The organism is Pseudomonas sp. FG43, assembly GCF_057809175.1.
In genome coordinates this window covers 24363-50682 of sequence record NZ_JBMDJL010000027.1, presented here as the reverse complement: position 1 = coordinate 50682, position 26320 = coordinate 24363, and the positions used below count along the sequence as shown (strand labels likewise).

The window sequence follows — 26320 nt, the reverse complement described above, 5'->3', positions numbered from 1 at the left end:
CAATATGAACAATCGACTGAGGGCATTGAGCCTGACATAAGCCAGGCTCAATCACTCCTGATTACAGCGGAGCGTCCGCATCAGGGCTGCAAATATGTCGGCATGGCCGGCTTTTTCTACAGCACCCGCTGTCTTTTACCATCTACGACTCAGCCGCGAAACTCTGCACGACCACGGTAAACGGCCTTGCTGCCCAGTTGCTCTTCGATACGCAGCAACTGGTTGTACTTGGAAACGCGGTCGGAGCGGCACAGCGAGCCGGTCTTGATCTGACCAGCCGAAGTACCGACGGCCAGATCGGCAATGGTCGAATCTTCGGTTTCGCCGGAACGGTGCGAGATCACGGCAGTGTAACCGGCAGCCTTGGCCATCTGGATGGCTTCCAGGGTTTCGGTCAGGGTGCCGATCTGGTTGAACTTGATCAGGATCGAGTTGGCGATCTTCTTGTCGATGCCTTCTTTCAGGATCTTGGTGTTGGTCACGAACAGGTCGTCACCGACCAGTTGAACCTTGTCGCCGATCTTGTCGGTCAGGATTTTCCAGCCAGCCCAGTCGGACTCGTCCAGACCGTCTTCGATGGAGATGATCGGGTAACGGTTGGCCAGGCCAGCCAGGTAGTCTGCAAAACCGGCTGCGTCGAAGGAGTGACCTTCGCCCGACAGGTTGTATTTGCCGTCTTCGTAGAACTCGCTCGCTGCACAGTCCAGCGCCAGGGTCACGTCGGTGCCCAGTTTGTAACCGGCATTGGCCACAGCTTCGGAGATGGCGCCCAGGGCGTCTTCGTTGGAAGCCAGGTTAGGTGCGAAACCACCCTCGTCGCCGACTGCAGTGTTCAGGCCACGGGCCTTCAGAACAGCCTTGAGGTGGTGGAAGATCTCGGTGCCCATGCGCAGCGCATCGGAGAAGGTCTTGGCGCCAACCGGCTGAACCATGAACTCCTGGATGTCGATGTTGTTATCGGCGTGCTCGCCACCGTTGATGATGTTCATCATCGGAACCGGCATCGAGTAGACGCCCGGTGTGCCGTTGAGGTTGGCGATGTGAGCGTAGAGCGGCAGATCCTGATCCTGCGCAGCGGCCTTGGCGGCAGCCAGGGAAACAGCGAGGATGGCGTTGGCGCCCAGGCTTGCCTTGTTCTCGGTACCGTCCAGCGCGATCATCGCCTGATCCAGTGCCTTCTGGTCAACCGGGTCCTTGCCCAGCAGCAGTTCGCGGATCGGGCCATTGATGTTGGCTACGGCCTTGAGAACGCCCTTGCCCAGGTAACGGCTCTTGTCGCCATCACGCAGCTCAAGCGCCTCGCGCGAGCCGGTTGAAGCACCCGACGGCGCACAGGCGGTGCCGATGATGCCGTTATCGAGGAGCACATCTGCTTCCACGGTGGGATTGCCACGGGAGTCGAGAACTTCACGACCTTTGATGTCGACGATTTTTGCCATTGTTGTAAACACTCCAAGATTGACGAAAACGACGCAGCTGGGAAAAAACGATTACCGCTGTCAGGCAAGAAACGAGGCAGGCCTGAATGAGACAACCCCCGACACATGGGCGGGGGAACGGCACTTTACCGGAGATCCGGACTCAAGCGGTCTCGACTGTCGGAAAACTTTTGACCAGTTCATCCAGAGCCTTGAGCTGAGCCAGAAACGGCTCCAGCTTGTCCAGGCGCAAGGCACAGGGGCCATCGCACTTGGCATTGTCAGGATCGGGATGCGCTTCAAGGAACAGTCCGGCCAGATTCTGGCTGATGCCGGCCTTGGCCAGCTCCAGAACCTGGGCACGACGGCCACCGGCGGAATCGGCGCGACCACCCGGCATCTGCAGGGAGTGGGTCACGTCGAAGAACACAGGGTAGTCGAACTGTTTCATGATGCCGAAACCGAGCATGTCCACGACCAGGTTGTTGTAACCGAAGCTGGAACCACGCTCGCACAGGATCAACTGATCGTTACCGGCCTCTTCGCACTTGGTCAGGATATGTTTCATTTCCTGAGGCGCAAGGAACTGGGCTTTCTTGATATTGATCACGGCACCGGTCCTGGCCATCGCGACGACCAGATCGGTCTGGCGCGACAGGAAGGCCGGCAACTGAATGATGTCGCAGACTTCGGCAACCACTGCCGCCTGCTCAGGCTCATGCACGTCAGTGATCAGCGGAACATTGAAGGTCTTCTTGATCTCTTCGAAGATCCGCATGCCCGCTTCCAGGCCCGGCCCACGGTAGGACGTTACCGAAGAGCGGTTGGCCTTGTCGAAGCTGGCCTTGAACACGTAAGGGATACCGAGCTTTTCGGTAACCCGTACATATTCCTCACAGACCTGCATGGCCATGTCCCGTGACTCAAGCACGTTCATGCCGCCAAACAAGACCATTGGCTTGTCGTTGGCAATCTCGATGGAGCCTACGCGGATGATTTTCTGAGCCATGTTCTGATATCCCTGTCAGGCGTTCTTCTGATGTTGAGCCAGTGCGGCCTTGACGAAGCCACTGAACAGCGGATGGCCGTCGCGAGGCGTCGAAGTGAACTCAGGGTGGAACTGGCAAGCCACGAACCATGGATGATCCGGTGCTTCAACCACTTCGACCAGCGCGCCGTCACCGGAGCGGCCGGAAATTCTCAGGCCGGCTTCGATCAATTGCGGCAGCAGCTTGTTGTTCACTTCATAACGATGGCGATGGCGCTCGACGATGACGTCTTTGGCATAGCAATCGTGAACCAGGGAGCCGGCTTCAAGCTGGCATTCCTGCGCGCCCAGACGCATGGTGCCGCCCAGGTCGGAAGTTTCGGTACGGGTTTCCACAGCACCGGTAGCATCTTCCCATTCGGTAATCAGACCGACGACAGCGTGAGCGCTGGTGCGGTCGAACTCGGTGGAGTTGGCGTCTTTCCAGCCCAGCACGTTACGGGCGAACTCGATGACGGCCACTTGCATGCCCAGGCAGATACCCAGGTAAGGAACCTTGTTCTCGCGAGCGAACTGCACGGCAGTGATCTTGCCTTCGACACCACGCAGACCGAAACCGCCAGGAACCAGAATCGCGTCCACGCCTTCGAGCAGGCTGGTGCCCTGGTTCTCGATGTCTTCGGAGTCGATGTAACGCAGGTTGACCTTGGTGCGGTTGGTGATACCGGCGTGGCTCATGGCTTCGATCAACGACTTGTAGGCGTCGAGCAGTTCCATGTACTTGCCGACCATCGCAATGGTGACTTCGTGCTCCGGGTTGAGCTTGGCATCGACCACCTTGTCCCATTCGGACAGGTCGGCACCGTTGCATTGCAGGCCGAAACGCTCGACGACGAAATCGTCCAGGCCCTGGGCGTGCAGCATGCCCGGGATCTTGTAGATGGTGTCGGCGTCTTCCAGGGAAATGACCGCACGCTCTTCAACGTTGGTGAACAGCGCGATCTTGCGACGCGAGGACACATCGACGTGATGGTCGGAGCGGCAGATCAGCACGTCAGGCTGCAGGCCGATGGAGCGCAGTTCCTTGACCGAGTGCTGGGTCGGCTTGGTCTTGGTTTCGCCGGCAGTGGCGATGTAGGGAACCAGCGTCAGGTGCATCAACATGGCGCGCTTGGCACCGATCTCGACGCGCAACTGGCGGATGGCTTCCAGGAAAGGTTGCGATTCGATGTCACCCACGGTGCCGCCGATCTCGACCAGCGCGACGTCGGCATCACCGGCGCCCTTGATGATACGGCGCTTGATTTCGTCGGTGATGTGCGGAATGACCTGAATGGTCGCGCCCAGATAATCACCACGGCGCTCTTTGCGCAGGACGTGTTCGTACACACGGCCAGTGGTGAAGTTGTTGTTCTGGGTCATGGTAGTGCGGATGAACCGCTCATAGTGGCCAAGGTCCAGGTCGGTTTCGGCGCCGTCGTGGGTAACGAACACTTCACCGTGCTGGAAAGGACTCATGGTCCCTGGGTCCACGTTGATGTAGGGGTCCAGCTTGAGCATGGTGACCTTAAGTCCCCTCGCCTCCAGGATGGCCGCCAATGAAGCCGAGGCAATGCCTTTCCCCAATGAAGAAACAACACCGCCCGTGACGAAGATGTAGCGCGTCATGAAAAACCCTAGAAGTCTGCGTTAAAGCGGTCAGAGCCGCCGGGGAAAGCGAAGGAAGGCCGAAGCCCCCGATTACCGACAAAATTCACGGTGCACTCCCGAAACTGCTGCGTTTGAACCGACATGCCAGAAGCTTGTCCATTGGCGCCACATTTTAAGAATCGCCCAGTAAACACTGGTTGGTAACCGGCAACTTGCGTTGGTTCAAAAGAGCCAACAGAAGCTGTATCAAGAAGGGAGCGTAGTCTACCTGAAAGGGCCTTTCAGCTCAAACATTGGTCGCTCGTCGGTGCAATCCAGTGCAATCGCCAGTTTCCATGGGACGCGCCGTCCAGCCCCGGCAGGTTGGCGACGGCCAACAATTGATCATTACGATAGAGCAGCGGCAATCTGCCGCGCACGAACAGCGGCACGCCACGTTCATTGAGCAAGCGCTTGAGATCGCGATGGCCACGGCCTTGTAGCTGCATGATTTCACCGCCCTGGCGATAGCGGATCTGCAGAGGACCAAGGGGGCTGTCGCCTTCGATACTGACGTGACCGTTGCCGGGCAGACTCAATGAACCGGATGCATCAGACCAGAGCGGCATCGCCTCAGGAGATTGCAACCAGCTCCCCGACAGCCACCAGATATGCCCTTCGGCCCGATGCAACTCACCGTCGGCCAGTCGCCATGAGGGTCGTGCGCCTTCTGCCGCATTGCACAAGGTTTCCCAGCCTGCCCAGTGATCGGTATCCGGCAGACGGGTCAGCGGCGCAAGCCAGTGGCGAAGCGCATTGCGCTGCCGGGCGACGGACAAATCGGCCAGAGGCCCCAGGGCCAATACCGGCATACCCAGCCACGCAAAGGATGTGGTTGGCCGGGCACTGGCCAGATCCTGCTCCGCCAGCTCTCCCAGCAATTGCTCCGCCTCACCCATATGCTCGGCGGTACGCGCCATACTCGTGGACACTTGCGGCCAGCGCGAAGCCAGCAACGGCATGACCTGCTTGCGCAGGAAATTTCGGGAGAGTTGCTGATCCTCGTTACTCGGATCTTCAACCCAGCTCAGGCCATGCTGTTGCGCATAGCCTTCCAGTTCGGCACGGGAAACCGACAGTAGCGGCCGCAACATCTGCCCTTTGCCGATAGCCCGATGCAACGGCATGCAGGCAAGCCCTCGAACACCGGCACCTCGCAACAGACGAAACATCAATGTCTCGGCCTGATCGTCACGATGCTGCGCCGTCAGCAACAGATCGCCCTCGCCCAGCCGCTCAATGAAAGCCGCGTAACGCGCCTCACGGGCCGCCTGCTCGATGCTTGCGCCAGGCTTCACCTGCACCGCCACACTCTGAAAGGGAACGCCCAGTTTCAGGCACACTTGCCGACAATGCTCCGGCCACGCATCGGCAGCCTCTTGCAGGCCGTGGTGAACATGAATGGCATTAAGTGGCGGCAAGTTCTCGCGCGTGGCGAGCTCAGCCAGCAGATGCAGCAATACAGTGGAATCCAGACCGCCGGAGAAACCGACATGCCAGACAGGCGCGTGACGCCAGGGGGCCAGGACTTGAAGCAGTCTGGCGGGGAGATCGTGACCGTCATGCTTGTACACAGAAAGGTCGCAGCCCTGTAGGAGCGGATTTATCCGCGAAAGAGCAGCATTCCCGATACGACGCTTTTCGCGAATGAATTCGCTCCTGCGGGAAACAGGAGCGGATTCATCCGCAAAGAAAGCAACGCTATATCAGAGGCCGTAGCTCATCAGGCGCTCATAACGACGTGCCAACAGGGCATCGTTATCCAGCTTCTTGAGCATCGCCAACTGGCTGCTCAGCTCTGCACGAATGGTGGCAGACGCAGCAGCCGGGTCGCGGTGCGCGCCGCCCAGAGGCTCGCTGATCACTTTATCAACGATACCCAGGCCTTTCAGGCGCTCAGCGGTGATGCCCATGGCTTCGGCAGCATCCGGAGCCTTCTCGGCAGTCTTCCACAGGATCGACGCACAGCCTTCTGGCGAAATGACCGCATAGGTCGAATATTGCAGCATGTTCAACTGGTCGCAGACACCAATGGCCAGCGCACCACCGGAACCGCCTTCACCGATAACGGTAGCGATGATCGGCGTCTTCAGACGCGCCATGACACGCAGGTTCCAGGCAATTGCTTCGCTCTGGTTGCGCTCCTCGGCGTCGATGCCCGGATAGGCACCCGGTGTGTCGATGAAGGTCAGGATCGGCATCTTGAAACGCTCGGCCATTTCCATCAGACGGCAGGCCTTGCGATAGCCTTCAGGACGCGGCATACCGAAGTTGCGACGCACCTTTTCACGGACTTCACGACCTTTCTGGTGACCGATCACCATGACAGGCTGGTCTTCCAGGCGAGCAATACCACCAACAATGGCAGCGTCATCGGAGAAGTGACGATCACCGTGCAACTCATCGAACTCGGTGAAGATGTGTTCGATGTAGTCCAGGGTGTAAGGACGACGTGGGTGACGCGCCATACGCGCAATCTGCCAACTGGTCAGATTTCCGAAAATGCTTTCGGTGAGCGTATTGCTCTTGTCTTGCAGCCGGGAGATTTCATCGCTGATGTTCAGCGAGTTGTCATTACCGACCAAGCGCAGTTCTTCGATCTTGGCTTGCAAGTCAGCGATAGGCTGTTCGAAATCAAGAAAATTCGGGTTCATAGGCATCCGTCTTGGGTCGACGGCCAAGAGGCCGGCCGGTTGTCCGTCAGCGCCCTGCTCCGTGGAAAGGGCGCATTCCGGTCGAGATTAAAAGTTCAGGCTGAGCCTAGTCGTTCAGCGATACTGGAGAAAGACGTTCTCACGTCCGAACTGGTCACGCAGAGCTTGAATCAAGCTATCTGCCGGATCAATTCGCCACTCCTCGCCAAACTGCAATAATGCCTTGGCATCAGGCCCCGTGTAGTCCAGCGTGATAGGGCACGCTCCCCGGTGACGCTTGCACAGATCACCGAGCCAGCGCAGCCGGTCGCCCTTGAGCGCATCGCAATGCACGGTCAGGCGCAGGCTTTCTGCCAGGTTAGTACGCGCATCCTCGATGCTCATGACCCGCTTGGCACGCAGGCGCAGACCACCGGAAAAATCGTCATTGCTGATTTCGCCTTCGACTACCACCATAGCATCGGTCTGCAAAAGCGATTGCGCCGAATGGAACGCTTCGGCGAACAGTGAAGCTTCAATACGCGCAGAGCGGTCGTCCAGGGTAATGAACCCCATCTTGTCGCCCTTCTTGTTCTTCATGACCCGCAGGGCAATGATCAGCCCCGCTATCGTCTGAGTATCGCGTGCCGGCTTGAGGTCGATGATCCGCTGGCGGGCGAAACGTCGAATCTCGCCTTCGTATTCATCGATAGGATGCCCGGTCAGGTAAAGCCCCAGGGTTTCCTTCTCGCCACGCAACCGGTCCTTGAGGCTAAGCTCGCGGGTCTTGCGATGGTTGGCATAGACATCGGCATCTTCTTCGACGAACAGGCCGCCGAACAGGTCCGAGTGCCCGCTGTCACGGCTGCGCGCAGTCTGCTCGGCCGCTTGTATCGCCTCTTCGAGGGCCGCCAGCAACACCGAACGGTTACGGTCGATATTGGCCTGATAGGCCTTGGGTTCCTGCTCGAAATAGGGACCGAGACGATCCAGCGCACCACTGCGAATCAGGCCGTCCAGAGTCCGCTTGTTGACGCGCTTGAGGTCGACGCGAGCACAGAAATCGAACAGGTCCTTGAACGGCCCCGCCGCACGGGCCTCGGTAATGGCCTCGACCGGCCCTTCACCCACGCCCTTGATCGCACCCAGCCCGTACAGAATCCGGCCATCGTCGCTGACCGTGAACTTGAACTCCGAAATGTTCACGTCCGGCGCATCGAGGCGCAATTTCATGGTCCGCACTTCTTCGATCAAGGTCACGACCTTGTCGGTGTTGTGCATATCCGCAGACAACACGGCCGCCATGAAAGGCGCCGGGTAGTGGGTCTTCAGCCATGCGGTCTGATACGACACAAGGCCGTAGGCAGCGGAGTGGGACTTGTTGAAACCGTAACCGGCGAATTTTTCCACCAGGTCGAAAATGTTACCCGCAAGGTCCGGGTCGATATTGTTGGTCTTGCAACCTTCAATGAAGCCGCCGCGCTGCTTGGCCATTTCCTCGGGTTTCTTCTTACCCATCGCACGACGCAGCATGTCTGCACCACCGAGGGTATAACCCGCCATGACCTGAGCGATCTGCATCACCTGTTCCTGATACAGGATGATGCCGTAGGTGGGCGCCAGTACCGGCTTGAGGCCTTCATACTGGTAATCGACGTGGGGGTAGGACAACTCCGCACGACCGTGTTTACGGTTGATGAAGTCATCCACCATCCCGGACTGCAAAGGCCCCGGACGGAACAGGGCCACCAGTGCGATCAAGTCTTCCAGGCAGTCGGGCTTGAGCTTCTTGATCAGCTCTTTCATGCCGCGGGATTCAAGCTGGAATACCGCAGTGGTCTCTGCCCGCTGCAACAGCTGGTAGGTCGGCATGTCATCGAGCGGGATGAAAGCGATGTCCAGCGGCTCTTCGTTGACCTTGGCGCGGTCACGGTTGATGGTCTTGAGCGCCCAGTCGATGATGGTCAGGGTCCGCAGACCGAGGAAGTCGAACTTCACCAGCCCCGCAGCCTCGACATCGTCCTTGTCGAACTGGGTTACCAGACCGTCGCCCGCCTCGTCGCAATAGATCGGCGAGAAGTCGGTCAGCTTGGTCGGTGCAATAACCACGCCCCCGGCGTGCTTGCCGACGTTACGCACAACGCCTTCAAGCTTGAGGGCCATCTCCCAGATTTCAGCCGCTTCTTCATCGACCTTGAGGAAGTCGCGCAGGATCTCTTCCTGCTCGAAAGCTTTCTCCAGTGTCATGCCGACTTCAAACGGAATCATTTTCGACAGACGATCAGCCAGGCCGTAGGACTTGCCCTGCACCCGCGCCACGTCACGCACCACAGCCTTGGCGGCCATGGAACCGAAGGTAATGATCTGGCTTACTGCGTTGCGGCCATATTTCTCGGCCACATAGTCGATCACCCGGTCGCGACCATCCATGCAGAAGTCGACGTCGAAGTCGGGCATCGATACCCGTTCCGGGTTGAGGAAGCGCTCGAACAGCAGGTCGTATTCCAGCGGGTCGAGGTCCGTGATCTTCTGCACATAGGCCACCAGCGACCCGGCACCCGACCCACGACCCGGGCCAACCGGCACGCCGTTGTTCTTGGCCCACTGGATAAAGTCCATAACGATCAGGAAGTAACCGGGGAACCCCATCTGGATAATGATATCCAGCTCGAAATTCAGCCGGTCGACATAGACCTGGCGCTTGGCCTCGTAATCTTCGGTCGTGTCCCTGGGGAGCAGAACAGCCAGACGCTCTTCCAGCCCCTCGAACGACACCTTGCGGAAATACTCGTCGATGGTCATGCCATCGGGAATCGGGAAGTTGGGCAGGAAGTGCGTGCCCAGCTTGACGTCGATATTGCACCGCTTGGCGATTTCTACGGTGTTTTCCAGCGCTTCGGGCAGGTCGCTGAACAGCTCGGCCATTTCCTCGGGGCTTTTCAGATACTGCTGATCGCTGTAGTTGTGCGAACGACGCGGATCATCCAGCGCCCGGCCTTCGCCAATACATACGCGGGTTTCGTGCGCTTCGAAATCAGTCTGTTTGATGAAGCGCACATCGTTGGTCGCAACCAGTGGTGCACCGTGACGATCGGCCAGAGCAACGGCAGCATGCAGATGCTCTTCATCGTTGGTGCGGTTGGTGCGCTGCAACTCGACGTAGAAGCGGTCGGGAAACACCGTCATCCACCAGCGCAGCAACTCATCAGCCTCGCCCGGATTACCGCCGAGCAGAGCCATGCCGATCTCACCCTCTTTGGCGGCCGACAGGGCAATCAGCCCTTCATTGGCTTCGGCAACCCATTCACGTTCGACGATGATCAGCCCGTTGCGCTGACCTTCGATAAAGCCTCGGGAAATCAGTTCGGTCAGGTTGCGATAGCCCTGGGGATTCATCACCAACAGGCTGATACGGCTGAGCTGGGCATCTTCGTCCCTGCCTGCCAGCCACAGGTCGGCACCACAGATCGGCTTGATCCCGGCGCCCTGCGCCGCTTTGTAGAACTTGACCAGCGAACACATGTTGTTCTGATCGGTCACCGCCACGGCAGGCATATTCATGCCGGTCAGAGCCTTGATCAGTGGCTTGACCCGGACCAGACCATCGACCAGTGAGTATTCGGTGTGCAGGCGTAGATGAACGAAAGAAGCCGGCATGGTGATCCTATAGCGCGAAAACACAAAAAACGAAGGTCAGGATTGTAGCGAGCCTTGGCCGATACGTCAGTCCTGCAAAAACCCGTTCGGGCGCAAGGACGAAGCGCTCGACAAGACTTCACGCGCTTCCCAGGCGGCACGAACCGGCCCGAAGGAGCGCCGGTGAATCGGCGTCGGCCCAAGGCGGGCCAGGGCTTCCAGATGAACCGGTGTCGGATAGCCTTTGTGCCCGCCCATGCCATAACCGGGATACATCAGCTCGAAAGCGGCCATTTCGCGATCACGGGTGACTTTGGCCAGAATCGATGCAGCGGCAATAGCCGGCACTTTTGCATCGCCCTGAACCACTGGCGCACAGGGGACCGATAATTTCGGGCAACGATTGCCATCGATCAGCGCCAGCCTGGGCGTGATGCTCAGACCTTCCACTGCCCGCTTCATGGCCAGCATGGTCGCATGCAGGATATTAAGCTCGTCGATTTCGTGGACTTCGGCCCGGGCAATGAACCAGCACAGGGCTTTCTCGCGAATCTCGTCGTAAAGCTTCTCGCGACGGGCTTCGGTGAGTTTCTTGGAGTCATTGAGGCCCAGTATCGGACGGGCAGGATCGAGGATGACTGCCGCCGTCACCACGTCGCCGCACAGCGGACCACGGCCGACTTCGTCGACACCCGCAACCAGATCCTCGACCAGATTGAAATCCAAACCTATTTGCATTGATCGAGAACTCACAGTGAAGGCGAATGGCCAAGCAGGCTCAGTACCGCATCGGCAGCCTGATTGGAGGCGTCACGGCGCAGGATACGGTGAATTTCATCAAAGCCCTCGGTCTGCACCTGCCCATTGTCGAGCAGCGGCAGCAACGTCCGGGCCAGCGCCTCGGGGGTTGCGGCATCCTGCAACAACTCAGGCACCAGCAGACGCTGAGCCAGCAGGTTCGGCAGGGAAACGTAAGGACTTTTGACCAGCCGCTTGAGTATCCAGAAAGTCAGCGGCGCCAGACGGTAGGCAACCACCATCGGCCGCTTGTACAACAAGGCTTCCAGAGTCGCGGTACCGGAAGCGATAAGTACCGCATCGCAGGCCGCCAATGCGGTATGGGAGCCGCCATCGAGCAGCGTGACAGGCAGATCACGGCCTTGCAGCAATTGCTCGACCTGCGCCCGCCGCTGAGGGCTCGCGCAAGGCAGGACGAAACGTAAATCGGGACGCTGGGCCAGAAGACGTTCGGCAGTCTCGAAGAACAGGCTTCCCAGGCGACCGACTTCACCGCCACGACTGCCGGGCATAAGCGCAACCACCGGGCCGTCACCCAGGCCAAGTTCGGCGCGGGCAGCCGGACGATCGGACTCAAGAGGGATCGTATCGGCCAGAGGATGCCCGACAAAACGTACCGGCACGCCCTTCTCTTCATAGAAACGGGCTTCAAACGGCAGAAGGGTCAACATCAGATCGCAGCCTTCACGAATCTTCAGGACACGCTTCTGCCGCCAGGCCCATACCGAAGGGCTGACGTAATGCACGGTCTTGATCCCGGCACGCCGTAGCTGGAGTTCGATATTGAGCGTGAAATCAGGTGCATCGATGCCGATGAATACATCAGGCTTTTCTTCGATGAGCGTCTGAACCAGCAGCTTGCGTCGGGCCAGCAACTCTCGCAGACGGCCAAGCACTTCCACCAGCCCCATGACCGACAGGCGTTCCATAGGGAAGCTGGAGACCATGCCCTCGGCTTCCATCAACGGCCCACCGACACCGATGAACTCGACATCGGGATGGCGCGCCTTGATGGCACGCATCAGTCCCGAACCAAGAATGTCGCCGGATGCCTCTCCAGCAACCAGCGCAATGCGTAGTAAGCCAGCCATGGTCAGCGGGTAATGCCGCGGGTCGAAGTCTGGATTGACTGGAGGAAGATCGCGACCTCAGGAAACAACGCGGCTGGCTCGGCCAGCTCGACAATCGCCTGATCCACTGTCAGCCCCTGGCGATAGACCGTCTTGTAGGCCTTGCGCAAAGCATGAATCGCATCCTCGGAGAAACCACGACGACGCATGCCCTCGAAGTTCATGCTGCGCGCTTCGGCAGGGTTGCCAAACACGGTGACAAAGGCCGGAACATCCTTGCCAATCGCCGTCCCCATACCTGAAAAGCTGTGGGCACCGATATGACAGAACTGATGAACCAGGGTGAATCCGGAAAGGATCGCCCAGTCATCCACATGCACATGCCCGGCAAGTGCAGTGTTGTTGACCAGAATGCAGTGATTGCCGATGACGCTGTCATGCCCGATATGGGCATAGGCCATGATCAGGTTATGGTCACCCAGAGTGGTTTCAGCGCGATCCTGAATGGTCCCGCGGTGAATGGTCACCCCTTCGCGAATAACGTTGTGATCACCGATCACCAGACGAGTCGCTTCACCCTTGTACTTGAGATCGGGCGTGTCTTCCCCTACAGAGGAAAACTGGTAGATGCGATTGTGCTTACCAATCCGCGTCGGCCCCTTGAGGATGACATGCGGACCAATAACCGTACCCTCGCCAATTTCCACATCGGCTCCGATGATCGACCAGGGGCCGACCTCAACATCATCGGCCAGGATGGCCGTCGGATCGATGATTGCGCGAGGGTCAATCAAACTCATAGCTTGCGTTCCGCACAAATGATTTCTGCGGAGCATACAGGTTTACCGTCGACCGAGGCCTGACATTCAAACTTCCAGATCTGGCGCTTGCTGCTCAGGAACCTGGCCTCAAGAACCAGTTGGTCGCCCGGAAGCACCGGCTGACGGAAGCGCAGCTTGTCCGAACCCACGAAATAGTAAAGCGTGCCGTCTGCCGGTTTCGAGTCGAGCAGCTTGAATGCCAGGATACCTGCGGCCTGAGCCATCGCTTCGATGATCAGAACACCCGGCATGATTGGATGATCAGGAAAATGGCCGTTGAAAAAAGGCTCGTTGACACTGACATTCTTGTAGGCGCGAATTCTTTTATTCTCGATATCCAACTCCGTCACACGGTCCACCAGCAGGAACGGGTAACGATGAGGCAGGTATTCGCGAATTTCTTTGATGTCCATCATTTCGAGGGGAAGCCTGTAGTAAAGATTGGGAGTGCGTCGCTACTACGCAACACTCCTCTGCATCAAGGATGGCAGTTTATCGACTGTGATCGCTTGATATGAAAAAGGTATCAGCCATCAGATGAAACATTACCGTTACAGGTCACTGTCTCTACGATCTTTTCCAGCTTCTGAAGTCGCCGCGCCATGTCATCGAGCTTGCGAATCCGGGCTGCGCTCTTGCGCCATTCGGCAGCAGGCTGCATGGCGGTACCGGAAGAATAGGAGCCAGGCTCGGTAATGGAATGGGTAACCATAGTCATACCGGTGATGAAAACGCCATCACATATCTCGATATGCCCCACAAGCCCGACGCCACCGGCCAGCATGCAATGCTTGCCGATTTTCGTGCTTCCCGAAATACCGACACAGGCTGCCATGGCAGTGTGATCGCCGATCTGGACGTTGTGGGCAATCTGGATCTGGTTGTCGAGCTTGACGCCATTACCGATGCGGGTATCAGCCAGGGCACCACGATCGATTGCCGTATTGACGCCGATTTCTACGTCATCACCGATGGTGACACCGCCAATCTGCGCAATCTTTTGCCAGACACCCTTCTCGTTGGCAAAACCGAAGCCTTCCCCGCCGAGCACTGCACCCGACTGAATGACCACACGCTTGCCAATGCGAACATCGTGATAAAGCGTCACGCGAGGAGCGAGCCAGCCGCCCTCACCAATCTCGCAACGAGCACCGATGAAGCAATGAGCGCCGATGGTCACGTTCGCACCAATGCGCGCACCGCTTTCGATCACGGCATAGGCACCGATACTGGCGGTCGGGTCTACCTGGGCGTCATCAGCGATGACAGCCGTGGCATGAACACCGGCAACAGCCTTGGGCTTGGGATCGAACAGATGGGAGATTCGGGCATAGGCCAGATACGGGTCCGGCACCAGCAAGGCATCGCCAGCGTAGCCTTCGGCATCTGCAGGCTTGAGCAACACGGCAGCCGCCTTGGCATCCACAAGAAACTTACGATACTGGGGATTTGCCAGGAAACTGATCTGATCAGGGCCGGCCTCTTGTAAAGTGGCCAGCCCCGTAATGTTCTTGTCCTTGTCGCCACGTAGCGTGGCGCCAAGGAACTCGGCCAACTGGCCGAGTTTGATGATTGTGCTCATGGGTTACTTCAGCTGATTCATGCGCTCGATGACCTGGCGAGTGACGTCATACTGTGGTTTGACATCAATCACTGCACCGCGCTCGAATACCAGGTCAAAGCCGCCTTTCTTGATGACTTCTTCCACTGCCTGATCCAGCTTTGGCTTGAGTTGCTTGAGCATTTCACGGTCAGCAACGGCCTTGGCTTCATTCAGCTCCTTGGACTGGAACTGGAAATCACGGGCCTTTTGCTTGAATTCAAGCTCCAGACGCTCGCGCTCAGGCTGAGCCATCTTGTCGCCACCACTTACCAAGCGATCCTGGATGCCCTTGGCGCTGCTTTCCAGGGTTTTCAGTTTGGTCAGTTGCGGACCGAATTTCTTTTCGGCATCCACAGCGTATTTCTTCGCAGCATCGGATTCCAGCAACGCCATCTGATAGTTCAGAACAGCGATTTTCATGTCCGCAAATGCAGGGCCAGCGACAAGAACGGTTGCCAGCATTACCAATTGAGTCAACTTACGCACAATACACTCCTACAGAATTCGTTTCGTTATCAAGGATCAGACGCTTAGAACGTCTGGCCCAGGGAGAATTGGAAAACCTGAGTTTCTGCATCGTTGTCTGGCTTCTTGACCGGCATGGCCAGTGCGAAGCTCAGAGGACCGAGAGCAGTGATCCAGGTGACGCCAACACCAACAGAGCTGGCCATACCGGAAAAGTCTACGTTGTTACACTCGACTCTTTGACCATTGAGCGTTCTGCTGGAATCGCAATTTGAGTCAAACACGTTACCCACGTCCCAGAACAGGGAAGTACGCAGGGAACGCTGATCCTTGATGAACGGCAGAGGGAACATGACCTCTACGCCACCCTGGACCAGAACGTTGCCACCAAATGGCAGAGGGTCCTGATCCGGGTCTGCGATCGTACCGGGGTTGCGGCCGGAACTTGGCGTACTGCGAGGACCCAGGGTGCTGTCCTTGAAGCCACGAACCGAGTTGAAACCGCCGGCATAGTAGTTTTCATAGAACGGCAGACCTGAGGTCGAACCGTAGCCGTCACCATAACCCAGCTCGGTGTGCAGACGCAGGGTGTAGTTATCGGTGATCGGGTGGAAATACTGTGCGCGGTAGTCCAGCTTGTAGAACGACAGGTCGCTGCCCGGCAAGGTGGTTTCGAACACAAGGCTTTGCGAGTGACCACGGGTTGCCAGTACACCTTTGTTCAGGGTGGACTCGGACCAGCCCACAGAACCCTTGAAGTTCAGGAAGCTGTCGCCTTCCCTGTTGATGAAGTCGAAAATCTCGTCAACGGTGTAGGTACCGGTCTTGATCTTGTCCTGCTGAACGTTCAGGCCGTAGGTCAGACGCGAAGTCTCGCTGATCGGGTAGCCCAGGTTGATACCGGCACCCAGGCTGTCTACTGCATAGCTCGCCACGTCGACATCGAGGTCGTCATAGTTGGTGGTGCGGTAGAAGGCGCTGTAGCCCAGGCTCACGCCATCAGCGGTCCAGTACGGATCGACATAGCTGAAGTTGTAGCGGCTCTGGTATTCGCTACGGGTCAGGCCAATGCTGACGCGGTTACCTGTACCCAGGAAGTTGTTCTGGCTGATGGAACCACCGAGGATCAGACCGGCGCTCTGTGCGAAACCAACGCTGGCGGTGATCGAACCGGAAGCCTGCTCTTCCACGGCGTAGTTGACGTCCACCTGGTCGTCGGTGCCCGGAACAGCTGGCGTTTCGACGTTCACTTCCTTGAAGAAGCCCAGGCGGTCCAGACGGGTTTTCGACTGATCGATCAGGTAGGTCGAAGCCCAGCCACCTTCCATCTGACGCATTTCGCGACGCAGCACTTCGTCCGCAGACTTGGTGTTGCCACGGAAGTTGATACGGTTGACGTAGGCACGCTTGCCCGGATCGACCACGAAAGTGATGTCTACGGTATGGTCCTGGTCATTCGGAGTCGGTACGCCGTTGACGTTGGCGAAGGTATAGCCTTCGTTACCCAGGCGACGGGTGATCAACTCGGAAGTCGTGGTCATGACCTTGCGCGAGAACACCTGGCCCGGCTGAATCAGCAACAGGGACTCGACCTGATCTTCAGGCACTTTCAGGTCACCGCTGAGCTTGACCGACTTGACCGTGTATTTTTCGCCTTCGTTGACGTTGACCGTGATGTACACGTTCTTCTTGTCAGGCGTGATCGAAACCTGGGTCGAGGCGATATCCATGTTGATATAGCCGCGGTCCAGGTAATAGGAACGCAGACGCTCAAGGTCGCCGGAGAGTTTTTCACGGGCGTACTTGTCGTCGTTCTTGAAGAAGGAAAGCCAGTTGGTGGTCTTGAGCTCGAACAGGTCGATCAGGTCTTCATCGGGGAAAACCGAGTTACCCACCACGTTGATGTGCTGAATGGCAGCAACGGTGCCTTCATTGATGTTGATCTTCAGACCGACACGGTTGCGCGGCTGAGGCACGACCTCGGCAGCAACCTCGGCAGAGTAACGGCCTTGTGCAACGTACTGGCGTTGCAACTCGTTACGCACACCTTCAAGGGTCGCACGCTGGAAGATTTCACCTTCGGCCAGACCGGACTGTTTCAGGCCCTTCATCAGGTCTTCGGTAGAAATCGCCTTGTTGCCCTCGATTTCGATGCTCGCAACGGAAGGACGCTCAACGACAGTAATGACAAGAACATTGCCATCACGTCCCAGCTGGATATCTTGAAAGAAACCGGTTTTGAACAACGCACGAGTAGCGTCAACCAGACGACCATCATCCGCCTGCTCGCCCACGTTGAGCGGCAACGCACCAAAGACGCTACCGGCGGACACCCGCTGCAGGCCGTTGACACGGATATCGGAGATGGTGAAGGACTCGGCGTGAACTTCGGCGATCATCAGTACGGCAAGAACCGCAGTTAGCAGCAGACGTTTCATGAAGTCCTTTCTTATTCCAACTGGCAATAAACAAACTGCCGCAAAATGCGGCAGATTTCGCAATACAGCAAGGACTTACAGTCGTCCCAGATCGTTGACCAGCGCGAGCAACATGACGCCCACCACCAGACTGATACCGATCTGAACTCCCCAACCTTGTACCTTTTCCGAAAGGGGGCGACCACGTGCCCACTCGATCAGATAAAACAGCAAATGCCCCCCATCAAGCACAGGGATCGGCAATAGATTCAGAACCCCCAGGCTTATGCTCAGATAAGCGAGGAAGTTCAGGAAATCGCCAATGCCCGACTGGGCTGAAGCGCCCGCCACTTTAGCAATGGTTATCGGTCCACTCAAGTTTTTTACCGAGAGCTCGCCGAACAACATTTTCCTGAGCGAATCCAGTGTCAGCACGCTCATGTTCCAAGTGCGCCTGGCGCCCTCTGCCACAGCGGCAAAAGGACCATAGCTGACTTCACGCAACATCTCAGGTGGCCAGTCGGCACCCTTTACACCCGCCCCCAGATAACCGGTCGCAGCCTTGCCTTCACCGCGCACCGCCAGAGTCAGCGGAACGTCGAGCTGCGCACCATCACGTTCGATACGCAGCGAGATCCTTGCATCAGGACGCTCACGTACCCAGTCGACGACCTGCTGCCATTCGTTGAGAGGCTTGCCATCGACTGCCAGCAGCAGATCACCGGTCTTCAGGCCTGCCGCTTGCGCAGGGCCTTTTGGGTCGAGTTCCGCCAGCACCGGCGCCAGCGCAGGACGCCATGGACGAATCCCCAGGGAGCGGATCGGATCGGGTTCTTCGGCACCCTTGAGCCAGTTGTCCAGCGTCAGGCTGTGCGCGGTATCGACCGTCGAGCCCTGATCGCGAACCTTCAAGGCAATGGTGCCACTCTCGCCCAGGCGACGAACCAGTTGCAGGTTGACGGCAGACCAGCCCGAAGTTGCCTCGCCGTCTACCGAAACAATTTCCTGGCCAGCGCTCAGGCCTGCCTGCTGCGCAATGCTTCCCGCCTCTACGGCGCCAATGACCGGCCGGACCTGCTGGCTGCCCAGCATGGCCAACGCCCAGAAGAACACGATGGCCAGCAGAAAGTTGGCTGCCGGGCCGGCAATGACGATTGCAATGCGCTGATACACCGTCTTGCGGTTGAAAGACTGATCAGCCAGATGCGGTGGTACATCGCCTTCACGCTCATCGAGCATCTTGACGTAACCACCCAGGGGAATCGCCGCCACGACAAACTCGGTGCCATGGCGGTCATGCCAGCGAATCAGCGGCGTGCCGAAGCCCACCGAAAAGCGGAGGACCTTGACACCACAACGCCGGGCCACCCAGAAGTGACCGAATTCGTGAAAGGTAACCAGAACACCCAGGGCAATCAGGGTGCCAATGATCATATATAGCGCGCTCATCAACCATCTCCGGGTGCCGGGATGCCGGCAACTGTGTTTATCATCGCAGCCACACCAGCCTGCTCCCGATACATCACATCAACCCCATCATCCATGTTCAGTTATCGTCCGTTTCGTTCCAGCCAAAGCCCTGCCAGAACACGCGCTTTTGCATCTGCCGCAAAGACCGCATCGAGCTCTTCGACAGCGACGGCAGGCTCAAGATTCAGTACTTCGTCGATCATACCCGCGATTTCCAGATAACCAATGCGTCGCTCGAGAAATGCCGCGACGGCCACTTCATTGGCAGCATTGAGCATGGCGGGAGCACTGCCTCCTGCCTCCGCAGCCTGCCGGGCCAGACGCAGGCACGGGAAGCGCTCTTCGTCGGGCTCCTCGAAATCCAGCTGACCGATACGGAAAAGATCCAGCGGAGAAACCCCAGAATCCATGCGCGCAGGCCAGGCCAGCGCATTGGCGATAGGTGTACGCATGTCCGGATTGCCAAGCTGAGCCAGTACCGAGCCATCCACATAATCCACCATCGAGTGGATCACGCTCTGGGGGTGAATGACGACTTCGACCTGGGCCGGGCGAGCATCGAACAGCCAGCAGGCCTCGATCAGTTCCAGCCCCTTGTTCATCATGGTGGCCGAGTCCACGGAAATCTTGCGCCCCATCGACCATACCGGGTGAGCGCAAGCCTGTTCAGGCGTGACGTCATGCAATTGCGCCAGAGGCGTCTTGCGAAACGGCCCACCCGACGCGGTCAGCAGGATACGTCTTACGCCTACAGCACTCAGGCCACGGGAAAAATCGACCGGCAGGCACTGAAAGATCGCATTGTGCTCGCTGTCGATGGGCAACAGCACAGCACCACTTTGCCGGACGGCCTGCATGAACAAGGCACCGGACATGACCAGTGCTTCCTTGTTCGCCAGCAGGACTTTCTTGCCCGCCTCGACCGCCGCCAGTGTCGGACGCAGACCGGCTGCGCCAACAATGGCAGCCATGACGGCATCGACCTGAGGATGCGCAGCCACTTCACACAGACCACCCTCCCCCACCAGCACACGGGTATCGAGCCCGGCAGCAGCAAGATCGTCCTGCAACTTGCGAGCGACATCCTGAGTGGGCACCACAGCGAAACGCGGCGTATGCCTGATGCACAACGCCAGCAATTCCTTCAGGCGGCTGAAGCCGGTCAGAGCAAACACCTGATAAAGAGCTGGATGCCGGGCTATGACATCCAGCGTGCTGAGACCAATCGAACCGGTAGCACCCAGGACGGTAATCTGTTGCGGCTTCACAGCACACCCCAGTCAGCAGCCCAGAGCAGCACTGCAAAAACAGGAATGGCAGCCGTCAGGCTGTCGATGCGGTCCAGCACGCCACCATGACCGGGCAGCAGGTTACTGCTGTCCTTGATACCGGCCTGACGCTTGAACATGCTTTCGGTCAGATCACCGACCACGGAGATCAGCACAATGAGCGCAGCGCCCAGAAGCCCAATGATCAGTTGCGAAACCGGCCAGTCACGGGACAGCCCTACTCCCGCTGTTATGAGCAGAGTAACCAACAGACCACCATAAACACCTTCCCAGCTTTTCCCCGGACTGACCTTGGGGGCCAGCTTGCGCTTGCCAAATGCCTTGCCGGAAAAATAGGCACCAATATCCGCAGCCCATACCAGCACCATGACCGCCAGAATCAGCAAATTACCCAGAGGCCATTGCTTGATAAGGATAAGTCCTTGCCAGGCCGGCAGCAGGATCAACAGACCAATGACCAGCTTGCAGGCAGCGCTCGCCCAGTAATCGCTGGAAGCGGGGAATGTCAGGACCAGATAGGTCGCTACCCCCCACCAGATAACCGCCGCGACGAGAACCCAGGGCGCAAGCCCCGGTACCAGATACATAAGGAACAGCAGAAGCGCGACCGTAGCGGCATAAGCCACCCGCATGCCCTGGGCCACAAGCCCGGCCAGCCGCGCCCACTCCCATGCACCCAGCACAACGACAAGGCCGATGAACAGTGCGAAGTCAGCGCCCTTGAGCAGGAAAAACCCGCATAGAGCAACCGGCAGCAAAATGAGTGCAGTGATGATCCGTTGTTTCAGCATTAAACCCGGGCTCCAGCTTCGACCTGTTCGCTGGTTTTACCGAAGCGACGTTGGCGCGAAGCGAAATCGGCCAGCGCAGCGCGCATGGCATCGTGTTTGAAGTCCGGCCAGAACAGGTCGGAAAAATACAGCTCGGCATAAGCCAACTGCCAGAGCAGGAAGTTACTGATACGGTGCTCGCCACCCGTACGAATGCACAGATCCGGCAACGGCAGGTCGCCGGTTGCCAGACAGGTCTGCAACAGTTCGGGCGTGATGTCTTCAGGTTGAAGATGCCCGGCCTGAACCTCACGGGACAAGCGCTGGGCAGCCTGGGCGATATCCCACTGCCCACCGTAATTGGCCGCGATCTGCAGAACGAAACGGCTGTTGCCAGCCGTCTGGAGTTCCGCCTCGCGCATGGCTGCCTGAAGCTCGGGATGGAAGCGCGAGCGATCACCAATTATGCGCAGGCTGATGCCATTCTCGTTCAAGCGACGGGTTTCGCGCCGCAGGGCCGTGAAGAACAACTCCATCAGGGCCCCGACCTCTTCGGCCGGTCGCTGCCAGTTTTCGCTGGAGAACGCGAACAACGTCAGCACCTCGACCTTGGCCTCGGCACACACCTCAATGACCGCACGCACAGCATCAACGCCTGCCTTGTGCCCGGCAACGCCTGGCAACAGGCGTTTCTTGGCCCAGCGATTATTACCATCCATGATAATCGCGACATGACGCGGCACCGAAGACGATGCGGCCGGTTTTGTCTTTTCCATGAAAGCGCCCCGAACCTTATACGGCCATCAGGTCTGCTTCTTTCTGCTTCGTCGCCGAGTCGATATCTGCCTCAGCCTTGTCAGTCAGTTTCTGGATATCTGTGGACGCGCGACGCTCTTCGTCTTCGCTGATTTCCTTGTCCTTGACCAGCTTCTTCAGATCACTCAGCGCGTCACGGCGAATGTTGCGCACGGCAACGCGAGCATCTTCAGCAGCACTGCGCGCCTGCTTGGTGAAGCCCTTACGGGTTTCCTCAGTCAGGGCAGGCATGGAGATCAGCAGCAGCTCGCCAAGGTTGGTCGGGTTCAGGTTCAGGCCTGCACTCTGGATCGCCTTGTCGACGGTTGCGAGCATGTTTCGCTCGAAGGCCACGACTTGCAAGGTCCGGGAGTCTTTGACCGTCACGTTGGCAACAGCACTCAAAGGGGTGTCAGTACCGTAGTAAGGCACCATTACGCTACCCAGGATGCTTGGGTGAGCCTTGCCGGTACGAATCTGGCCAAATGCATGAGTCAGTGATTCCAGGCTTTTCTGCATACGCGCCTGAGCGTCTTTCTTGATTTCGTTGATCATTGTTGAACTTCCTCGATCAGGGTTCCTTCAGCGCCGCCATGTACGATATTCAGCAGGGCGCCGGGCTTGTTCATGTTGAAGACGCGCAGCGGCATCTTGTGATCGCGACACAGACAGATAGCCGTCAGATCCATCACACCCAGCTTGCGATCCAGCACTTCATCGTAAGACAGATGATCGAACTTCTCGGCATTCGGGTCCTTGAACGGGTCTGCGGTGTAGACGCCATCGACCTTGGTCGCCTTGAGGACGACATCGGCATCGATTTCGATCGCTCGCAGGCAGGCAGCCGAATCCGTAGTGAAAAACGGATTACCGGTTCCGGCAGCAAAAATGACGACTTCCTTGGAGTTGAGGTGGCGCATGGCTTTGCGACGATCGTAATGATCGGTCACACCCATCATCGAGATGGCGGACATCACGATGGCCGAGATATTAGCTCGCTCCAGCGCATCACGCATTGCAAGGGCATTCATCACAGTGGCCAGCATGCCCATGTGATCGCCCGTTACCCGATCCATGCCGGCAGCACTCAGGGCTGCACCACGGAACAGGTTGCCACCGCCGATCACCAGCCCGACCTGAACGCCGATGCCAACCAGTTGACCGACTTCCAGCGCCATGCGATCCAGTACCTTGGGGTCGATACCGAAATCTTCCGACCCCATGAGGGCCTCGCCGCTAAGCTTGAGTAGAATGCGTTTATAGCGAGCCTGATAACCACTGCCCTGCTGAGCCATTGCGAATCTCTCCTGCGGCGTTTTCTGAAAAAAATCTGTGCGGGCCATTTCAGACCTGCGCTTACTCTAGCTTGACGCTGCAAGAGCGTCTGGAGAATGCAGCCTTGACGGCCAATTCTCAAAGGGAAAATTCCCTTTCCTTTTTGACAAAGAGGCCGCGCGCGTGAGCGGGCAGCCTCTTTGGGGCGACAGTTGAAAAACTGTCTTACTTCTTGCTTGCAGCTACTTGAGCAGCAACTTCTTCAGCGAAGTTGTCGACTGGCTTCTCGATGCCTTCGCCTACTTTGAAGTAGGTGAACGATACGATTTCAGCGCCAGCTTTCTTCGCCAGAGCACCGACGGTGATTTCCGGGTTCTTGACGAATGCTTGCTCAACCAGGCTGGCTTCGGCCAGGAACTTGGTGATACGACCGCTCACCATTTTCTCGACGATTTCAGCTGGCTTGCCTTTGATCTTGTCTTCGTTCAGTTGCAGGAAGACGCCCTTCTCGCGCTCGATCGCTTCAGCCGAAACTTCCGAAGGCAGCAGGAATTCAGGGTTGCTTGCAGCAGCGTGCATGGCGATGTCTTTGGCCAGCTCGGCGTCGCCGCCTTTCAGAGCTACAACCACACCGATCTTGTTGCCGTGCAGGTAAGCGTTGACCACATCACCTTCGATGCGGGTCAGGCGGCGAATGTTGACGTTCTCGCCAACCTTGGCAACCAGAGCAGTACGCTCTACTTCCTGAGCTTCGATCAGCGGAGCCACGTCGGTCAGCTTCTCGGCGAAAGCTTTCTCGATGCTGCTGTTCACGAAGTTCTTGAAGTCGTCCTGCAGAGCCAGGAAGTCGGTCTGGGAGTTGACTTCGATGATGACAGCAGCTTTGCCGTCTGCACCGACTTTAACGCCGATAGCACCTTCAGCAGCAACGTTGCCTGCTTTCTTGGCAGCCTTGATGGCGCCGGAAGCACGCATGTCATCAATGGCTTTTTCGATGTCGCCGCCAGCCTTGGTCAAGGCCTTTTTGCAATCCATCATGCCTTCGCCGGTACGCTCGCGCAGTTCTTTGACCAACGCTGCAGTAATCTCTGCCATTTCAAAATCCTCTTGGATAGGTTTTCAACCATTCCACCCGGGGTAAACGGGCGTTCAAATTCTTGAAAAATCAGGGTGACAGCAACACATGACAAGCAGCCCACGGTCACGCCAACAAATCATTTTCGAGGTGGCAAAAAGGGGGCCAAGCCCCCTTTTCGCGTACTGAGTAAACGCTAAGCGTCTGTTACTCAGCCTTCTACAGCTGCTGCAGCTGGAGCTTCTTCGACGTAGACGTCGGTGCCGCCAGCAACATTGTTGCGACCACGGATAACAGCGTCAGCCATCGAACCCATGTACAGCTGGATAGCGCGGATTGCGTCATCGTTGCCTGGGATGATGTAGTCAACGCCTTCCGGGCTGCTGTTGGTATCGACTACGCCGATGACCGGGATGCCCAGCTTGTTGGCTTCAGTGATAGCAATGCGCTCGTGATCAACGTCGATAACGAACAGTGCGTCAGGCAGACCGCCCATGTCCTTGATACCACCCAGGCTGCGATCCAGTTTTTCCAGATCACGGGAGCGCATCAGGGCTTCTTTCTTGGTCAGCTTGGCGAAAGTACCGTCTTCAGCCTGTACTTCCAGCTCGCGCAGACGTTTGATCGACTGACGGATGGTCTTGAAGTTGGTCAGCATGCCGCCCAACCAGCGGTGATCGACGTACGGCGAACCGCAACGTGCTGCTTCTTCAGCAACGATCTTGCCAGCGGAACGCTTGGTGCCGACGAACAGAATCTTGTTTTTGCCCTGAGCCAGGCGCTCAACGAAAGTCAGAGCTTCGTTGAACATTGGCAGGGTTTTTTCAAGGTTGATGATGTGAATCTTGTTACGCGCGCCGAAAATGTACTTACCCATTTTCGGGTTCCAGTAACGGGTTTGGTGACCGAAGTGCACACCGGCCTTCAGCATATCGCGCATATTGACTTGGGACATGATAGTTCCTTGATAAGTCGGGTTAGGCCTCCACGTATCCCAATGACCAACCAGTGGCGAGCCGCCAAAGGCACCCAGGTCATCGTGTCGACACGTGTGTGGGTTTATGCTTCCAGGGCGGACCTTGGAAAGCGGCGCATTTTATATCACAAAAGGAAAGCCAGTGAAACCCGAATCACACGCTTGTTTCTCCATCCTTTTGAAAACAGACGGATTCCCCAACGTTTCCTTTATAGAAGGAAGCGCTAGTCATGAGCCTGCGTCTGATAGAATCGTCCCTTTCCGCATTGGCCGCGTGCAACCACGCAGAGAGAAATTCGCATGACCGTGACCCTCAAAACTCCCGAAGACATCGAAAAGATGCGCATCGCCGGTCGTCTGGCCGCCGAAGTACTGGAAATGATCACCCCCCACGTCAAGCCCGGTGTCACCACCGAAGAGCTGGACCGCATCTGCCACGACTACATCGTCAACGAGCAACAGGCGATTCCGGCGCCACTCAACTATAAAGGCTTTCCCAAGTCGATCTGCACCTCGATCAACCATGTGGTCTGCCACGGCATTCCCGGCGAGAAGCAGCTCAAGAATGGCGACACCCTGAATATCGACATCACCGTCATCAAGGACGGTTATCACGGCGACACCAGCAAGATGTTCCATGTCGGCAAGGTCCCCGAGTGGGCCGAGCGCCTGTCGAAGATCACCCAGGAATGCCTGTACAAGGCCATCGAGATCGTCCGTCCGGGCACGCGCCTCGGGGATATCGGCTCAGTCATCCAGAAGCACGCCGAGAAGAACGGTTTTTCCGTCGTTCGTGAATTCTGCGGCCACGGGATCGGCAAGGTCTTTCACGAAGAACCGCAGGTACTGCATTATGGTGAGGCTGGCACCGGTATCGAACTGCTTGAGGGCATGACCTTCACCATCGAGCCGATGATCAACCAGGGTCGCGCCGACACCAAGATTCTCGGCGACGGCTGGACCGCCATTACCAAGGATCGCAAACTCTCGGCACAATGGGAGCACACGATTCTGGTAACCGCTGACGGCTATGAGATTTTCACCCTGCGCAGCGACGATACCATCGCGCGAACATCAGCCTGACAAGGCCTGCTCGCCCGACACAAGCCCGCACAGTCAGATTTAGAGATAA

Annotated in this window: 22 protein-coding genes; 1 reads left to right on the top strand and 21 read right to left on the bottom strand. The window is 57.6% G+C overall.

From position 1 onward, the window contains the following. Window positions 1-149 precede the first annotated feature (149 nt). The 21 genes from eno to rpsB all read right to left on the bottom strand — a co-directional run bounded on the left by eno (window position 150) and on the right by rpsB (window position 25167). Entirely contained in the window at window positions 150-1439 is a 1290-nt protein-coding gene (eno, locus tag ACODS3_RS24415) for a phosphopyruvate hydratase (protein ID WP_201003553.1), read from the bottom strand. A gap of 142 nt (window positions 1440-1581) precedes the next feature. Then, window positions 1582-2427, bottom strand: coding sequence for a 3-deoxy-8-phosphooctulonate synthase (gene kdsA / locus ACODS3_RS24410; RefSeq protein ID WP_201003555.1), 846 nt, complete (start codon window positions 2425-2427; stop codon window positions 1582-1584). A 15-nt stretch (window positions 2428-2442) separates the two neighbouring features. Next, a complete protein-coding gene (gene pyrG, locus ACODS3_RS24405) occupies window positions 2443-4074 on the bottom strand; it encodes a CTP synthase (protein ID WP_201017882.1) in 1632 nt (543 codons plus the stop codon). Between the two features lie 263 nt (window positions 4075-4337). Continuing rightward, window positions 4338-5669 (bottom strand): tRNA lysidine(34) synthetase TilS, encoded by a 1332-nt coding sequence (gene tilS, locus ACODS3_RS24400; protein WP_489036653.1) that lies wholly within the window; start codon window positions 5667-5669, stop codon window positions 4338-4340. A gap of 132 nt (window positions 5670-5801) precedes the next feature. After that, window positions 5802-6749, bottom strand: coding sequence for an acetyl-CoA carboxylase carboxyltransferase subunit alpha (locus tag ACODS3_RS24395; protein ID WP_201003561.1), 948 nt, complete (start codon window positions 6747-6749; stop codon window positions 5802-5804). A gap of 114 nt (window positions 6750-6863) precedes the next feature. Then, a complete protein-coding gene (gene dnaE / locus ACODS3_RS24390; protein ID WP_201017884.1) occupies window positions 6864-10385 on the bottom strand; it encodes a DNA polymerase III subunit alpha in 3522 nt (1173 codons plus the stop codon). A gap of 66 nt (window positions 10386-10451) precedes the next feature. Continuing rightward, window positions 10452-11102, bottom strand: coding sequence for a ribonuclease HII (gene rnhB / locus ACODS3_RS24385; protein WP_201017885.1), 651 nt, complete (start codon window positions 11100-11102; stop codon window positions 10452-10454). 11 nt (window positions 11103-11113) lie between these two features. After that, window positions 11114-12253, bottom strand: coding sequence for a lipid-A-disaccharide synthase (gene lpxB / locus ACODS3_RS24380; RefSeq protein ID WP_201017886.1), 1140 nt, complete (start codon window positions 12251-12253; stop codon window positions 11114-11116). A gap of 2 nt (window positions 12254-12255) precedes the next feature. Next, window positions 12256-13032, bottom strand: coding sequence for an acyl-ACP--UDP-N-acetylglucosamine O-acyltransferase (gene lpxA / locus ACODS3_RS24375; RefSeq protein ID WP_201003569.1), 777 nt, complete (start codon window positions 13030-13032; stop codon window positions 12256-12258). Next, window positions 13029-13469, bottom strand: a complete 441-nt coding sequence (gene fabZ / locus ACODS3_RS24370; RefSeq protein ID WP_201003571.1) for a 3-hydroxyacyl-ACP dehydratase FabZ — start codon at window positions 13467-13469, stop codon at window positions 13029-13031. Before fabZ ends, lpxA begins: the two co-directional genes overlap by 4 nt. Before the next feature lie 110 nt (window positions 13470-13579). Beyond that, window positions 13580-14635 (bottom strand): UDP-3-O-(3-hydroxymyristoyl)glucosamine N-acyltransferase, encoded by a 1056-nt coding sequence (gene lpxD / locus ACODS3_RS24365; RefSeq protein WP_201017887.1) that lies wholly within the window; start codon window positions 14633-14635, stop codon window positions 13580-13582. A gap of 3 nt (window positions 14636-14638) precedes the next feature. Beyond that, on the bottom strand, window positions 14639-15142 hold the full coding sequence (locus tag ACODS3_RS24360) for an OmpH/Skp family outer membrane protein (RefSeq protein ID WP_025258953.1): 504 nt from the start codon (window positions 15140-15142) through the stop codon (window positions 14639-14641). 44 nt (window positions 15143-15186) lie between these two features. After that, window positions 15187-17559, bottom strand: coding sequence for an outer membrane protein assembly factor BamA (gene bamA, locus ACODS3_RS24355; protein ID WP_201003575.1), 2373 nt, complete (start codon window positions 17557-17559; stop codon window positions 15187-15189). 75 nt (window positions 17560-17634) lie between these two features. After that, complete coding sequence (rseP, locus tag ACODS3_RS24350; RefSeq protein WP_201017889.1) at window positions 17635-18987, bottom strand: sigma E protease regulator RseP; 1353 nt, start codon at window positions 18985-18987, stop codon at window positions 17635-17637. A gap of 101 nt (window positions 18988-19088) precedes the next feature. Then, window positions 19089-20276, bottom strand: a complete 1188-nt coding sequence (gene ispC, locus ACODS3_RS24345; protein ID WP_201017890.1) for a 1-deoxy-D-xylulose-5-phosphate reductoisomerase — start codon at window positions 20274-20276, stop codon at window positions 19089-19091. Further along, window positions 20273-21088: a phosphatidate cytidylyltransferase gene (locus tag ACODS3_RS24340; protein WP_489036648.1), complete on the bottom strand. Its 816-nt coding sequence runs from the start codon at window positions 21086-21088 to the stop codon at window positions 20273-20275. Before ACODS3_RS24340 ends, ispC begins: the two co-directional genes overlap by 4 nt. Further along, on the bottom strand, window positions 21088-21843 hold the full coding sequence (gene uppS / locus ACODS3_RS24335) for a polyprenyl diphosphate synthase (RefSeq protein ID WP_201003580.1): 756 nt from the start codon (window positions 21841-21843) through the stop codon (window positions 21088-21090). The genes ACODS3_RS24340 and uppS overlap by 1 nt, the downstream gene beginning before the upstream one ends. 16 nt (window positions 21844-21859) lie before the next feature. Continuing rightward, complete coding sequence (gene frr / locus ACODS3_RS24330) at window positions 21860-22417, bottom strand: ribosome recycling factor (RefSeq protein ID WP_489036646.1); 558 nt, start codon at window positions 22415-22417, stop codon at window positions 21860-21862. Then, window positions 22414-23157, bottom strand: a complete 744-nt coding sequence (pyrH, locus tag ACODS3_RS24325) for a UMP kinase (RefSeq protein ID WP_025258946.1) — start codon at window positions 23155-23157, stop codon at window positions 22414-22416. The genes frr and pyrH overlap by 4 nt, the downstream gene beginning before the upstream one ends. A gap of 205 nt (window positions 23158-23362) precedes the next feature. After that, on the bottom strand, window positions 23363-24232 hold the full coding sequence (gene tsf, locus ACODS3_RS24320) for a translation elongation factor Ts (protein ID WP_201003584.1): 870 nt from the start codon (window positions 24230-24232) through the stop codon (window positions 23363-23365). Window positions 24233-24423: 191 nt separating this feature from the next. Beyond that, window positions 24424-25167, bottom strand: coding sequence for a 30S ribosomal protein S2 (rpsB, locus tag ACODS3_RS24315; protein WP_201003586.1), 744 nt, complete (start codon window positions 25165-25167; stop codon window positions 24424-24426). A 321-nt stretch (window positions 25168-25488) separates the two neighbouring features. Here rpsB and map point away from each other — a divergent pair, with 321 nt between their 5' ends. Beyond that, window positions 25489-26271 (top strand): type I methionyl aminopeptidase, encoded by a 783-nt coding sequence (gene map / locus ACODS3_RS24310; RefSeq protein WP_025258943.1) that lies wholly within the window; start codon window positions 25489-25491, stop codon window positions 26269-26271. The last annotated feature ends 49 nt before the right edge of the window (window positions 26272-26320 follow it).